The organism is uncultured Sulfitobacter sp., from assembly GCF_947500075.1.
Classification (GTDB): domain Bacteria; phylum Pseudomonadota; class Alphaproteobacteria; order Rhodobacterales; family Rhodobacteraceae; genus Sulfitobacter.
In genome coordinates this window covers 349,026-363,496 of the sequence record NZ_CANMQS010000004.1, presented here as the reverse complement: position 1 = coordinate 363,496, position 14,471 = coordinate 349,026, and the positions used below count along the sequence as shown (strand labels likewise).

Annotated in this window: 14 protein-coding genes; 12 read left to right on the top strand and 2 right to left on the bottom strand. The window is 60.7% G+C overall.

The features are described 5' to 3' along the window. Window positions 1-63: 63 nt before the first annotated feature. Together Q1A91_RS14685 and Q1A91_RS14680 are read right to left on the bottom strand one after the other, a co-directional pair. Window positions 64-1,347, bottom strand: a complete 1,284-nt coding sequence (locus Q1A91_RS14685; RefSeq protein ID WP_299878835.1) for a glycosyltransferase — start codon at window positions 1,345-1,347, stop codon at window positions 64-66. Continuing rightward, on the bottom strand, window positions 1,344-2,276 hold the full coding sequence (locus Q1A91_RS14680) for a GntR family transcriptional regulator (RefSeq protein ID WP_299878832.1): 933 nt from the start codon (window positions 2,274-2,276) through the stop codon (window positions 1,344-1,346). Before Q1A91_RS14680 ends, Q1A91_RS14685 begins: the two co-directional genes overlap by 4 nt. A 196-nt stretch (window positions 2,277-2,472) precedes the next feature. Here Q1A91_RS14680 and Q1A91_RS14675 point away from each other — a divergent pair, with 196 nt between their 5' ends. From Q1A91_RS14675 to Q1A91_RS14620, 12 genes are all read left to right on the top strand, one after another. Further along, window positions 2,473-3,519 carry a spermidine/putrescine ABC transporter substrate-binding protein gene (locus Q1A91_RS14675; RefSeq protein ID WP_299878829.1) on the top strand — a complete coding sequence of 349 codons (1,047 nt, stop codon included), beginning with the start codon at window positions 2,473-2,475 and terminating at the stop codon, window positions 3,517-3,519. A gap of 105 nt (window positions 3,520-3,624) precedes the next feature. Beyond that, window positions 3,625-4,464 (top strand): ABC transporter permease, encoded by an 840-nt coding sequence (locus Q1A91_RS14670; protein WP_299878826.1) that lies wholly within the window; start codon window positions 3,625-3,627, stop codon window positions 4,462-4,464. Beyond that, window positions 4,457-5,248, top strand: coding sequence for an ABC transporter permease (locus Q1A91_RS14665; RefSeq protein WP_299878822.1), 792 nt, complete (start codon window positions 4,457-4,459; stop codon window positions 5,246-5,248). The genes Q1A91_RS14670 and Q1A91_RS14665 overlap by 8 nt, the downstream gene beginning before the upstream one ends. Next, window positions 5,245-6,297, top strand: a complete 1,053-nt coding sequence (locus tag Q1A91_RS14660) for an ABC transporter ATP-binding protein (protein WP_299878819.1) — start codon at window positions 5,245-5,247, stop codon at window positions 6,295-6,297. Before Q1A91_RS14665 ends, Q1A91_RS14660 begins: the two co-directional genes overlap by 4 nt. A 32-nt stretch (window positions 6,298-6,329) precedes the next feature. Next, a complete protein-coding gene (locus tag Q1A91_RS14655) occupies window positions 6,330-7,607 on the top strand; it encodes a glycosyltransferase (protein ID WP_299878816.1) in 1,278 nt (425 codons plus the stop codon). Further along, window positions 7,604-7,963, top strand: a complete 360-nt coding sequence (locus tag Q1A91_RS14650; RefSeq protein ID WP_299878813.1) for a cupin domain-containing protein — start codon at window positions 7,604-7,606, stop codon at window positions 7,961-7,963. Before Q1A91_RS14655 ends, Q1A91_RS14650 begins: the two co-directional genes overlap by 4 nt. Window positions 7,964-7,972: 9 nt before the next feature. Then, window positions 7,973-8,317: a cupin domain-containing protein gene (locus Q1A91_RS14645; protein WP_299878811.1), complete on the top strand. Its 345-nt coding sequence runs from the start codon at window positions 7,973-7,975 to the stop codon at window positions 8,315-8,317. Continuing rightward, entirely contained in the window at window positions 8,314-9,351 is a 1,038-nt protein-coding gene (locus Q1A91_RS14640; protein ID WP_299878808.1) for a phosphotransferase, read from the top strand. The genes Q1A91_RS14645 and Q1A91_RS14640 overlap by 4 nt, the downstream gene beginning before the upstream one ends. Next, window positions 9,351-10,856, top strand: a complete 1,506-nt coding sequence (locus Q1A91_RS14635; protein ID WP_299878805.1) for an aldehyde dehydrogenase — start codon at window positions 9,351-9,353, stop codon at window positions 10,854-10,856. Before Q1A91_RS14640 ends, Q1A91_RS14635 begins: the two co-directional genes overlap by 1 nt. A 15-nt stretch (window positions 10,857-10,871) precedes the next feature. Then, the gene (locus Q1A91_RS14630; protein WP_299878802.1) at window positions 10,872-12,275 is read left to right on the top strand and encodes an FAD-binding oxidoreductase; all 1,404 of its coding nucleotides are present in this window, start codon (window positions 10,872-10,874) and stop codon (window positions 12,273-12,275) included. A 200-nt stretch (window positions 12,276-12,475) separates the two neighbouring features. After that, a complete protein-coding gene (locus tag Q1A91_RS14625; protein WP_299878799.1) occupies window positions 12,476-13,993 on the top strand; it encodes an ABC-F family ATP-binding cassette domain-containing protein in 1,518 nt (505 codons plus the stop codon). 173 nt (window positions 13,994-14,166) lie between these two features. Further along, on the top strand, window positions 14,167-14,436 hold the full coding sequence (locus tag Q1A91_RS14620) for a hypothetical protein (RefSeq protein WP_299878796.1): 270 nt from the start codon (window positions 14,167-14,169) through the stop codon (window positions 14,434-14,436). Window positions 14,437-14,471 lie beyond the last annotated feature (35 nt).

Here is a 14,471-nt window from a genome sequence, read left to right as displayed (position 1 = left end):
TCATGCGCGGAAACGTAAGGACATGCTCACATGTCGCGGGCATCCGCGCAATCGGCATAGTCCTCATCTCGGCAATGAAATGCCAATGGTCTGCAAGATTGCATCTGCCGCGCGGCGTGATCCGGAACGGGCTTTCATCGCCGATGAAATCTGCCCCAGGTGATCCCGCATGTGCCGATCCGCCAACAGGGTCGACATCGTGTCGTGCAGCATCTGCGGCGACCAGCGGTCGCGCTGAAAATGAACGCCGGTGCCGGTTTGCGCCGCACGAAGGCCGTTGTCATGGCCGTCCCAGCAGTAGGGCATGACCAGCGACGGCACGCCGAAATACAAGGCTTCGCAATAGCTGTTGTTGCCGCCGTGATGGATGAACAGATCCGTTTGCGCAACGATGGAGGGCTGGGGAAACCAGCTGCCCAGATAGACGTTGTCCGGCACCCGGCTGTAGCTTTCCAGAAACCCGCCGACGTTGACATAAAACCGGGCGGGAAACGTGGCGAAGGTGTCGATCATCCGGCTGATCAGGTCCGTATCAATCGCGCCCAGACTGCCAAAACTGAGGTAGATGATCGGCCCTTCGTTGACCGGCAGGGGCGGCGGGTCAAAACGCGCCTCTTTGCGCACGCAGCCTTCCAGAAATACGAAGCGTTCAGCCGGTAGCGGTGCTGCCCGGTCATGGCGAATGGCAGAGGGGGCGAGGATCAGATTGAGGTGCGGCGACGCCTCAAGGTATTGGCCGTCCGGAAGCGGCGGCAGGCCGCAGGTTTTGCGAAACCGATTGTACCGCTGATGCGATGCAGCGGTCACGTCAAGGTAGGCGCGTTCAAAGCCGGGGCGCGCTGGATCGTCGGCGGCCATGCCGGACAGATAGGGTGGCACGTTTGCATCCGGCAGCTCTGTCTCGGCGCAGGAAACCACCCGGATCCATGGCACACCGGCATTTGCGATGGCGGGAAACATGATCACATTGTCCAGCACAATACCGTCAGGTTTGATGCGCTTGAGCAGCGTTTGCAGCCCCTCCTCCACCTGCATGGCCGTATCGACAATCGCATCCCATGTCGGCGCCACATAGGTTTCAAGCTGTTCGGTCGGGGTCTGGTTGAAGTGCACCAGATGCGCTGTAACAAAGGCCTGCCAGGTCTCTTCCGTCTGCTGTTTGGCGGAGGGCGAAGCGGGCAGTTGATATTCCTTGAAGCCATATTCGGTGAACACCCCGTTAAAGCCGGGATGGCACAGGAAGACCGGCGTTGCCCCTTGGCGCTGCAACTGCTGCGCAATGCCCACGCAGTTCAGCGCGGAGCCAAAGCTTGCTTCGGGGAACAGGGCGATGACGGGTTTGCTCATCCAACGGCACCACGCATTCTTGGCAATATCCCCCGATTGACGGTTTGCGGCCTGCGGATCTGGCTGCGGCGCAGGTGCAGGATCATCTGATCCGCCGCCAATTGGTGTTGGGACCGCTCAAGACTGTCCAGGATATCAAGATGTTCTTCAAGGGACTGGCGCAGCCTGAAATCCGGGATGGTGTGGTCTTTCTGCGTGGTCAGGCGCAGACGGTGGTGGGCCAGCAACGCCCCCTTGGCAAAACGGTTGCCAGAGCTTTCGGCGATGAAGCTGTGGAACGCACAATCAAGGTGCAGAAACGCCACTGCGCTCATGCTGCCGTCACTGCTTTGAAGGAACGTCTCCATCTGTTGACGCAGAAGACCGGTCTTTTGACTGTCCATCTTGAACCCCGGCGCAGTGATGGCCTGTGCCTCCAGCGCGAGGCGGAAGGCGAGGCTTTCATCTATGGCGTTGGGCGTATCAAGTATAGGTTGAAAGGCCCATGAACGGCCGGGAAGTTGGGTCACCACGCCATCAGCGCTTAGTATTTTTAGCGCATTTAGTACAGCAGAGCGCGGCACATCATATCGACGCACCAGCGCGCTGATCGATTGCACATCAGTTATCCGCCGCTCCGCCCGGTCATTGAGAATGCGTGCCGCAAGAGAGGCTTCAACTTCCTCCAGACGCGCCAACCCATCAACGGCGATCTTCTCCGGCGCGAGGCTGACGAAATAGCCGCCTTCGGCCCGGCGCTGAACAATCTCCTCATTTTCAAGGACTTTCAGCGCGGAACGCACGGGTGTTCGGGAGACTCCACAGGCTTCGGACAAGCGCGATTCCGGCAGATGATCCCCCTCCGTCAGGCCCTGCTCCGCGATAAAATCGACGATCTGCCGCGCCAATTTGAGATGGTTCTGCCGTGTGTTGCTGCGCACTTTCTGCATGACCGCACCTTCGTGGCACCCAAACGGCAACCAGTTCCCTGATCATTTCACCTGAACCGAAAAAGACAGCAAAAACAAATTGACGTATCTTTTGCACGATTAATACTGACCCTATCGCGACAATTGAGAATCGCAACAGAAATCGGTCGGCCCCTGCCGACGCGCCAACAGACCACATTCTTGGAGGTACTACACAATGTCCCGACACATCCTGCGCAATGGCACGGGCCTGATCGCGCTTCTGGCAGCCTTCGCCACACCCGCCTTTGCAGACGGCCTGACCGTCTCCAACTGGGACGGTTATATGGCCGCCGACGCCATCGACAACTTCAACTCAGAAACCGGCAACACCGCAGAACTGGTCCTGCACGCCACGAACGAAGAGATCATGGGCAAGCTCATCGCTTCCAAAGGGGTTGGATATGACGTTGTCTTCGTCTCCTCCCCCTTTGCGGAGGTGCTGAACAATCTGGGGCTGGCCGAAACGCTGGACCATGCAAAGATCCCCAACATCGGCAATCTCTATACCGAAGCGACGACGCTGTCCCATGATCCGGGCAACACCTTCTCCCTGCCCTATGCCTGGGGCACGACGGGGCTGTGCTATCGCTCTGACCTTGTTGACACACCAACATCCTGGAACGATCTACTGAAACCCGCCGAAAGCGTCTCCGGCAAGACCACCATGCTCGCCACGGACCGGTGGTTGCTGGCGGCAGGGCAGTTGAGCCTTGGATACTCCGTGAATGAAACCGACGCGGACAAAATGGCCGAAGTGCGCGACTTGCTGATCGACGCCAAAGGCACCTTGCTGGCTTACGATGACACGACCTTCTACGCCAAGCTGGTGTCGGGTGAGGCCGAACTGGTGCAGGCCTGGGACGGCTGGTGCAACTACGGCATCGGTGAAAACGCGGACATCAAATATGTGATCCCCGAAGAAGGGTCTGACCTGTGGGTCGACACGATGGTGATCATGAAAGCGTCCGAGAACAAGGACGCGGCCTATGAGTTCGTGAACTACATTCTGGACGCGGACAACCACCGTTGGGCGGCGGAAAACATCCTCTACAAAGTCCCGAATGAGGCGGCGATGTCTGGTGTTGACGGTGGCTTGATTGAGACCTTCCCCAACATGGGCATGGCCCCCGCAGACATGCTGAAGTTTGAGCAGCTGCGCGACGTGGGCGCGGCCCAGCGCGACTATTCCCGTCTCGTGTCGGAAATCAAAGCCGCAAACTAACGCTCCCTGACCTCCGGGCGCTCTGGTGCGTCCGGGGGACATTTGTCTGAAAAACCGGTGCAGGCACCGGTGAATGGTTTCCTCATGTCCACTGACCGCAGACCCATGCTTTTGATGACCCCGGCGCTGCTGTGGTTGTTTGGGCTGATGGTGGTGCCTTGCCTGCTGATCCTTGTCCTCGCCTTCTTCCGGCGCGGGATCTATGGCGGGATCGAATACACATGGACGTTTGAGAACATCGCGCTGGTCTTTGACCCGCTGTATTTTCAGATCTTCATGAAGTCTGCGGGCATTGCGGGCCTCTCTGCCGCCATCGCCTGCGTCTTGGGCTATGCCGCCGCCTACGCGATTGCCGCGATGCCCCGGCGGCATCAGCCGCTGCTGCTGTTCTTTGCCGTGCTGCCGTTCTGGTCGAACTATCTGGTGCGCACCTATGCGTGGATTGTACTGCTGAACCGTGAAGGTCTGATCGTGAACCTTGCGCGTTGGATTGGGTATGAGGGCGAATTGCCCAGCATGCTCTATACCGAACAGGCCGTGGTGATCGGGTTGGTCTACAACTACCTGCCGTTTGTGATCCTCAGTTGCTACGCGCCGCTGTCGCGCCTCAGCCCTGAGATTGCGGAGGCCTCCCGCGATCTGGGCGGATCGGCGTGGACGACCTTCCGGCGTGTGACCCTGCCCATGACGGTGCCAGGCATTGCGACGGGGTTTGTCTTTGTCTTCGTGCTGTCCATCGGCAATTTCGTGACCCCTGCCCTGTTGGGCGGTGGTCAGTTCCAGATGATCGGCAATCTGGTTTACGCGCAGTTCCTGACCGCCAATGACTGGCCCTTTGGTGCGGCCCTGTCGATGGTGCTGATCGCGGTGATGCTGGGGCTGTTGATGGGACAGGCTGTGGTGGCCGAGCGTGCCTCTGGCGGAAAGCGGGCCCCCGATGGCTGATCGCAATACCTTCCGGCTGATGCTGCTGATCCTTGGGGTGGTCTTTGCCTTCCTCTATATCCCGATTTCGGTGCTGGTCGGCCTGTCCTTCAACGAAGGGGGGCTGCCGACCGCCTGGACCGGGTTTTCGACCAAATGGTACGGCGCGCTGCTGGAGAATGACGACATCCTGAAGGCGGCAGGCAACACGTTGATTGTGGCGGTGTTTTCGACACTGCTGTCGACCATCCTCGGCACGCTGCTGGCCGTGGGCGTGGAGATCAGACGCCGCAACGGCAAATGGCTGGAAACGGTGATCTTTGCCCCGATGATCATCCCCGACATCGTGCTGGCGATTGCGCTTTTGAGCATGTTCTCCCTGATGGGCGTCAAGATGGGTCTGCATACGATCATCGTGAGCCATGTGGTGTTCAACCTCGCCTTTGTCTGCGCCGTGGTGCGGGCACGGTTGAAAAGTTTTGACTGGTCGATTGTCGAAGCGTCTGCTGATCTGGGCGGCTCCACCTTGAACACGCTCAGACGGGTCGTGATCCCCGTGCTGATGCCTGCGATCATCGCAGGCGCGCTGCTGGCCTTTACGCTGTCGGTGGATGAATTCATCATCGCGTTCTTTACAGCCGGAGCGGGTCGCTCCTCCATCACGCTGCCCATGCAGATCTTCGCGATGATCCGCTTTGGGGTCACGCCAGAGATCAACGCGCTGGCGACGCTGGTGATGTCCGTTTCTGTTGTCGCGCTGGCGCTGTCGCAGCGGCTGAACAAAGGAGGGCTTCCGGGTCAATGAGTGACGCTTTCCTGAGCATCAAGGATGTTAACAAGACCTTCGGCTCCGTTCACGCCGTTGATGGCGTGTCGCTGGACATCCATGAGAACGAATTCTTCGCCCTGCTCGGCGCATCCGGCAGCGGCAAGACCACCCTGCTGCGGATGCTGGCGGGGTTCGAAGACCTCAGCGGCGGGGATGTGGTGCTGGAGGGGGCCTCCATCGCCGCCCTGCCCCCCAACCGGCGTCCGGTGAACCTGATGTTCCAATCCTACGCGCTGTTTCCGCATATGACCGTGGCGCAGAACATCGCCTACGGGTTGGAGATGGACAGATTGCCGCGCGCTGAGATCACGTCGCGGGTGGCGGAGATTCTGGAAGTGATCCAGTTGGGCCATCTGGCAAAACGCAAGCCCGACCAGTTGTCCGGTGGGCAGAAACAACGGGTGGCTTTGGCGCGGGCATTGGTGAAACGGCCCAAGGTGCTGCTGCTGGATGAACCCTTGGGCGCGCTCGACAAGAAGCTGCGGTCAGAGATGCAGTTGGAACTGAAACGCCTTCAGCATGAGTTTGGCATCACCTTCATTGTCGTCACCCACGATCAGGAAGAGGCGCTGGTCATGGCAGACCGCATCGCCATCATGCGCGACGGCGGGCTGCTGCAAGTCGGCACGCCGCAGGATATCTACGAAGCCCCTGAGACCCGGTTTGCCGCCGATTTCATCGGGGTGATGAATTTTCTGCCTGTCACGGCGGGGGATCAGGGTTTTGTCGCCCGCGATGGCAGCGTGATCCTGGCCGACCGGGTGAATGGCACAGGCGGTGCCATTGCCGCTGTGCGCCCCGAACGGCTGGTGCTGGGCGACCGGGGGCAGAACACCCTGCGGGGTACCGTGACCAACACTGCGTATCACGGGCTGGATTTGCTTTTGCACATCACCACGCGGCTCTCCGACACCCCTGTCATTGCCCGGATGACGGCAGAGATGGCCGATCACCTACGCCCTGAGATGGGGCAGGAGATCACCCTCAGCTGGTCCGCCAAGGACACCCATATTTTCCCGGCCTGACGGGCCACACCGACACCGATAAAGGAGACACCATGGAACAGAAAACCTTCGCCTTCTTCCCCGAAGCCGCCTTCGGCCCCGCCCTGAACTCGGTCGGGATCGCGCAAGCCATCACCGCGATGGGTCACAAGGCTGTCTTCCTGTCCGACCCCGGCTTTGTCGAGATCTACGAGGGCTACGGCTTTGAAGCGCATCCCGTTGCGTTGTCCGAGCCAATGGAACCTGAGCAGATGGCCAAGTTCTGGGAAGACTTCATCAACGGCCACATCCCCAACTTCCGCAAAGCGCCGATTGATCAGATCGACAACTACGTCAAGGAATGCTGGGAAGCGATTGTCGACAGCGCCAAATGGGCGGAGAAGGATTTGCCTGCCGTGCTGGCCAAGATCAAACCCGATGTGATCGCCGTGGACAACGTGATCCTTTTCCCCGCGATCAAGCAATACGGCGTGCCTTGGGTGCGGATCATCTCTTGTTCCGAGAATGAGATCGAAGACCCGAAAATCCCGCCACATCTGTCCGGCATGGCATCGGATGACACCGCAGGCCACGCCGCGTTCCGCGCAAAGTTCGAGGAGGTGATCAAACCGATCCATGAGGATTTCAACGCCTTCCTGGAGACCTGCGGCGAGGCGCCCTACAAGCTGGGCGAGTTCTTTGAGGCCTCCCCCCACATGAACATGATGCTCTATCCAGAGCCGCTGACCTATGAGCGGCAGCACCCGCTGGACCCCGCCCAGTTCCAGTACCTCGAAGGCTGCGTGCGCAAGGATGAGGATTACGAGGTGCCGACCTTTGCGGCTAACAACGACGGGCCGCTCTTGTATATCTCCTTCGGCTCGCTGGGCGCTGGCGATACCGACCTGCTCAAACGCCTGATCACGCTGGTTGGCAAGTCCCGCTACCGCGCCTTGGTGAACGTCGGCGACTATGAGGGCGAATACTCTGATATCCCGCCCAACGTCGTCATCCAAAGCTGGTATCCGCAGCCCTCTGTCATCCCGCAGGTCGATGCGGTGATCCATCACGGGGGCAACAACTCCTTCACGGAATGCCTGTTCTTCGGCAAGCCTGCGGTCATCATGCCTTATGTCTGGGACGGCCATGACAATGCGATGCGGGTGCAGGAAACCGGGTATGGGTTCCGATCCGACCGCTATGACTGGACCGATGAGGAGATGATCGCCAAGATCGAAACCTGCCTCACGGATGCTGACATGCACGCGCGGCTTGCGAAAATCTCGGCCCATATGCAAAGCGGCGAAGGGCCTGTTAAGGCGGCAAAACTGCTGGCGGGTCTGGTCGAATGACCAACCTCGCCTCCTCTGCCCCGCATATCCACGGGGCCTGTGATTTCGATGATCTGGTGGATTGGGGCCCGCAGCCGGATGCGCTGGCGGGGGCCTCGCATTCCACCGGGCGGCTGTTGCACAAGGGGCCGGATAACATCCCCGAAAGCGGCATCTGGGACTGCACGCCGGGGCGCTGGCGTCTCAGCCTGCCGCGCGATGAGTTCTGCCATTTCGTCAAAGGGCGTGCGACCTATCGCTCAGACGATGGAGATGTGATTGAAGTCACGCCGGGAACCTGCGTTCTGTTCCCCCAAGGCTGGACCGGAGAGGCCGAAGTCCATGAAACCATCCGCAACATATACATGCTGAGCTGAGGCAGACCGATGAAAGCACCCGTACTTCACAAACCTTTGGAAGTGACCGAAACCGTCGATTGGGGGCCCATCGACACCATGATCGAAGGGCAGTCTCATACCAGCGGCGTGTTGCTGCACAAGGGACCGGAGGGGCAGTCCGAATGTGGGCTGTGGATTTGCACCCCCGGCACGTGGAACTGCCACGTTACCCGCGATGAGTTTTGCCATTTTCTGGAAGGGCGCTGCACCTATGTGCATGAAAGTGGCGACATCATCGAGGTCACGCCAGACACCGCCGCCTTTTTTCCACAGGATTGGAAAGGGGTCTGCACCGTGCATGAGACAGTCAAGAAGGTCTACATGATCCGATGAACGCCGCCACCATCCTGCCGCCATTGGACCGCCCGATTGTGACGTTTCTGGCCCGTCATGGGCTGAGCGATGCTGCGATCGAACGCCTGCCCAGCGATGCCTCCCCCCGGCGGTACTACCGCCTGACCGGAGAGGGCAAGCTGCTGATGGAAGACCGCACGGACCCGGTTGGCTTTGCCGCCTTCATCCGGCTCGCGCGGCATCTGGGGGGGCTGGGGTTGAGCGTTCCGCGTGTGCACGGGGCTGATCCGGCTGTCGGGTTGGCGCTGATCGAGGATTTCGGGACCGGCACCTACGGCGCGCTGCTGGCGCAGGGACGTGATGAGAATGCGCTCTATGCACTGGCGATCGATGCGCTTGTGCATCTGCACAGCCATGCCAATGCCGCGGATGTCACCGCACCTGTTTATGACACCGATACCCTGCTGGACGAGGTCTCCCGCTTTTCGCATTGGTTTGTGCCGACTTTTGCGCCGCAAGTGGATGTCGAAGCCTTCGATGCATCGTTCCGCCTGCTATGGGAGAATGCGTTTGAGAGGTTGAAGATCGCGCCGCAAACACTTGTTCTTAGGGACTTTCACATCGACAACCTGATGCTTCTGGAAGGTCGGACAGGGGTTGCCGCCTGCGGCCTTCTGGACTTCCAGGATGGCGTGCTGGGACCTGCGGAGTATGACCTCATGTCGCTGTTGCAGGATGCCCGCCGGGATCTGGCACCGGGGCTGGAGCAGGCCATGCTCGACCGCTATCTGGCGGCCGTGCCCGCGTCCTGTTGCCCGTCGGAGGAGATATTGCACCGCTACCATCTGCTGGCTGCCCAACGCCACACGCGGCTGGCCGGGCAATTCCTGCGGCTGCACCAACGCGATGGGAAACCCGGCTACCTGCGCTTCATGCCGCGTGTGATGTGGCAGATGCAGACCGCGCTCAAAGACGCCGGATTGATTGAGATTGCGCAATTGCTCGACACCACCCTGCCCGGTTGGCGCGATGCGGGGGCCGCACTTTCGAAACCCGTGGAGAGGGACAGGTGATGTTGGACATTCAGAAACCCTGCTATTTCGTAACGCCGCGCTTTGTCGGTGCTGCGGGCGCAGGCCAACCCGTGATAGATCCCGCAACGCTGCAAGCCGTTGGCACCCGTGCGCAAGTCACCGCGGCTGAGATCGACGCGGCGCTCGCACAGGTCACCGCCGCGCAAGCCGAATGGAAACATATCGACGCCAAATCGCGCGCCAAAGTCCTCCATACCCTTGCCAACCGCATTGACGCGGCGGACTTCACCGATTGCGCCATCCTGATGAGCCGGGAAATGGGCAAACCCTATCCCGAGGCCATCGGAGAGATTGCCAATTGTGCGCCCATCTTCCGCTATTTCGCCGAAATGGCCCGTGATGAAGCAGGCAAGGTTGCGGGCACCACGCAATTGGGGTCCTTGCAGTTCGCCAAATATGAGCCGCTGGGCGTTTCCGTGCACATCATGCCGTTCAACTTCCCGATCCTGCTAATGTGCTGGACGGTGGCCGCGTCACTGGCGGCGGGGAACGGCTGTGTGGTCAAGCCTGCCGAAGCCACAACCCTGTGCACGTTGGAGTTCATGCAGGTCTTTGCCGATCTACCCGAGGGTTTGATCGCCTGCCTGCCCGGCGGGGCGGAGGTGGGCAAGGCGCTGGTCGACAGCCCGCGCACCCATGCGGTGGCCTTCACCGGCTCTGTGGCCGCTGGACAGGCGGTCGCCGCCGCTGCGGGGGCCAGGATGAAACCCGCTGTGATCGAAGCAGGTGGCTCTGACCCGATGATCATCACCGCCCATGCGCCGCTGGATATTGCCGCCGCCGGTGCCGTCACGGGCGCGTTCCACATGTCCGGGCAGGTTTGCACCTCAACCGAGCGGCTTTATGTTGTCGACAGCGTGCACGACGAGTTTGTTGCCGCTTTCAAAGCCGAAACAGCACGCCTGCGCGTCGGGAACGGTCTGGACACATCAGAGATCGGCCCGCTGGTCAGCAAAGCCGCGCGGGACAAGGTGGAACGTCTGGTGGCGGATGCGGTGGCCAAGGGGGCACGGGTCGTCTGCGGCGGGCGCATCCCGCCGGATCACCAGACAGGGTGGTTCTATGAACCAACAATCCTGACGGAATGCACAGCCGAGATGGACCTGCTGCATCAGGAATGTTTTGGCCCTGTCGTCGCCATCGTCAAAGTCCCGGACTTCGAAGCCGCCATTGCGGGTGCCAATGCCTCGGATTTCGGGTTGGGCGCCTGCGTCTTTACCACCTCGCTGGAAGAGGCGCATGCGGCGCATGAACAGTTGGAGGCCGGGATGGTCTGGATCAACAATCCCATGATCGACAACGATGCACTGCCTTTTGGCGGCTGGAAAAACTCCGGCATCGGGCGGGAGTTGGGGCGCATGGGGCTTGATACCTTCCGGCGCTCCAAGATGGTCATTCTGGATCACAAACCCATCCGCCACGACTGGTGGTATCCCTATCCGGACGATTGGTTTCTGGATGCAGGCGGACGGAAGATGTCGTGACGCAGGGCTTTCGCCATGCGGGATGATGGCCCATCCGGTGCGCCCCTCTGGGCTAGGGCCAGTCCGGAGCCGTTCTGGCACAGCACTGTTGCCGCCGCGCCTCCCTGCCCACCGCTGACATCGGACAGCACATGCGACCTTGCCATCGTTGGCGGAGGTTTCACCGGGTTGTGGACGGCCCTGAAGGCCCGTGCGCGTTGGCCGGACGCAAGGATTGTGCTGTTGGAAGGGGGCCGCTGCGGGCAGGATGCCAGCGGGCGCACCGGCGGGTTTTGTGCACCGTCGATCTCTCATGGCGTGTCCAACGCGCTGGCGCGCTTCCCGGCAGAGGCAGCGGAGTTGATCCGGCTGGGACGCCAAAACCTTGATGACTATGTGCAGGATCTCAGCGACTACAAGATGGAAACCGGGTTCCAGCGCTGCGGCAAACTGAACGTTGCAGCGACACCGTGGCAAGCCGACGGTCTGGACCGCATGGCGCGCCACTATCAGCGCTTCGGGATCGACTGCACACTCCTGACGGGGGACGCCCTGCGCGCCAAGCTGGACAGCCCCGCCTATACCGCAGGCCTTTATGAGCCGAATTATGGCTTGATCAATCCCGCCCGCACCGTGTCGGAGCTCCGCCGGGTCTGCGTTGAGCAAGACATTGTTATACATGAGCAAAGCACAGTCACAGCGCTGTCCAAGACAGGCTCCCATGTGGCGCTGAAGACGCCAAAGGCGCAGCTTTCGGCCAAACAGGTCGTTCTGGCCACCAATGCCCGCGTTCCGCTCCTCAAACGCCTGCGCGCCGCCTTCATCCCGATTTACGACTACTCTCTGGTGACCGAACCGCTGAGCGAGGATCAATGGGCCAGCATCGGCTGGAGCGGGCCGCATGGCATTGCGGACAGCGGCAATCAGTTCCACTATTTCCGCAAGACGCCCGACAACCGGATGCTGTGGGCGGGCTATGACGCAATCTATCACTATGGCAGCAACCGCGACGCCGGGAACCTGCAACGGCCAGAGAGCTTTGCCCGGCTTGCCGCGCAGTTTGCTAAGGCCTTTCCCCCACTGGCCCACGTCCGGTTCAGCCATGCCTGGGGCGGGATCATCGACACCTCTGCCCGCACCACCTTCTTCGTAGGGCGCGCCTGGGGTGGACGGGTGGCCTATGCAATGGGGTTCACCGGACAGGGGGTCTCCGCCAGCCGGTTTGCCGCCCTCACCATGCTTGATCTGCTGGAAGGCGCTGACACCGAACGCACGCGCCTGCGCATGCCCCGCCGCTGGCCCGTGCCCTTCCCGCCAGAGCCGTTTCGGTCCATGGCAGTGCGGCGGGCGCAACGGGATCTGGCCCGTGAAGATAGAACCGGGCATCGCTCAACCTTTTTGCGGACACTGGATCGCTTCGGGATAGGATTTGATTCCTGACGCCCGGACAGCTAGACTTTCCCACAGGTCCAACACGTACAAGGGAGGGCACAAGCTGAGCATGCGCATCATCCGCCGACTTCAGCACGGTCCCCGCTGCGCCCTGTAAATCCGTTTGCAGGGCTGGCCCGGGAACACCGCCCCACATAGGTCTGCCCCAAGCCGCGCTGCGGCACCTCTTGCTATGACCTGAGACTTCTATGACACTTCTGAATACCAACGGCCTGGGCGTGACGCTCAGCAATCCGCTTTTTACAGACCTCAACCTCACCATATCCAAAGGCGACCGCATCGGGCTTGTGGCCGCCAATGGCCGTGGGAAATCCACACTGCTTGATGTGCTTGCCGGAACCGGCGAGGCCACGATCGGAGAGATCACCTGCGCCCGTGGCCTGCGGATCAGCCAGGTCACCCAGAACGTGCCGCCAGACGCGCTGCCGCTGACCATCCACGCGCTTGTGCTTGCCGCTTTGCCGCATGAGCAGGCCGAATACGAAAGCTGGCGGGTGGATGTCGTGCTGGATGACCTCAAGGTGCCCTATGATCTGCAACACAAACCGCTGAGCGATCTCAGCGGCGGGTGGCAGCGCACGGCGATGTTGGCAGCAGCCTGGGTGAGCGAACCCGACATGCTGCTGCTGGATGAACCGACCAACCATCTGGACCTGCACCGCATTAGCCTGTTGCAGGACTGGCTGGGCGCCTTGCCCCGCGAACTACCCGTGGTGATCACCTCCCACGACCGCGCCTTTCTGGATGCCACGACCAACAAGACGCTCTTTTTGCGGGCCGAAAGGTCGCGGATCTTTCCGCTGCCCTTCACCCCTGCCCGCGCCGCACTTGAAGAAGCGGATGCCGCTGACGAACGGCGCTTTGCCAATGATCTGAACAAGGCCCAGCAATTGCGCAAGCAGGCCGCAAAGCTGAAGAACATCGGGATCAACTCCGGCTCGGACTTGCTGGTGGTCAAGACCAAACAACTGTCCGAACGTGCAGAGAAGATAGAAGCCGCCGCCAGACCCGCGCATCAGGAGCGCCCGGCAGGGGACATCAAGCTGGTCAACAGCGGCACCCACGCCAAGGCTTTGATTACGCTGGAGGACGTGCAGGTCGAGACGCCAGATGGCAAACCGCTTTATACCACGGGGCAGAAATGGATTCTGCCCGGTGACCGGATTGTCCTGTTGGGCAGCAACGGCACTGGAAAGACCCAGCTTGTGCAGGCCATCCAACGCGCGCTGATCGGGGAAAACAGCGCCATCAAATGCGCCCCTTCGGTCGTTTCCGCCTTTTCGGATCAGCATCTGGGCCAATTGGATGATGCCGACACACCCATGACAGCGGTGGCGGGGCAATTCGACGTTGGGGATCAACGCGCACGTGGATTGCTGGCCGGTGCCGGGGTTGAGATCCGGATGCAGGACACGCGGATCGGCGCACTCTCCGGCGGGCAAAAGGCGCGGCTGGCCATGTTGGTGCTGCGTCTGAAGAACCCGAACTTCTATCTGCTGGATGAGCCGACAAACCATCTGGACATCGAAGGACAGGAAGCGCTTGAGCGCGAATTGGTCGGCCATGGTGCCGCATGTTTGCTGGTCAGCCACGACCGCAGCTTTCTGCGCAATGTCGGCAACCGCTTTTGGTGGATTGACCGAAAGAAACTGGTCGAGGTCGACAGCCCGGAGCCCTTCCTGACCAAGGAAATGCAGCGGTCCTGAAACGCGCGACCGAAGACACTGATTGGCCGGTCATCGCCCCTTTGATCGGCCAAATAGATGTTACCTCGCGGCCGGCCTCTGGCCATCTGGTGCATCAGTGCCTATCTGTTGATCATTCGCGCAAGAAGCAGGCACCTCGCTTCTTGCCAGCACCAAGATCGAATTTGAACGCTATGAAACACTCCCTCCCAAGTCGCAGAGATCCCTACAAGATGTTGGAGGATGCGTTGGACCAGGGATGGCATCCGATTGATACCGTGCCCTTGCGGGCTGAAGGCGCGTTTATGGTGCTGACCCTGTCGGGCCTGACCCGATTGGCGCGCAACCGCAAAGCCTTTCGCAATCCGCGGCCAGCGGATGGCTATGGACCCAGACGCATGACGGTCAGTTCGGTCGAGACGGGCAACTACCTTGCTGCAATCGCGTGGAAGTGGCCCGACTAGAGCAGCCGACCCAAAACCCGAAGCACTCAGTTGCG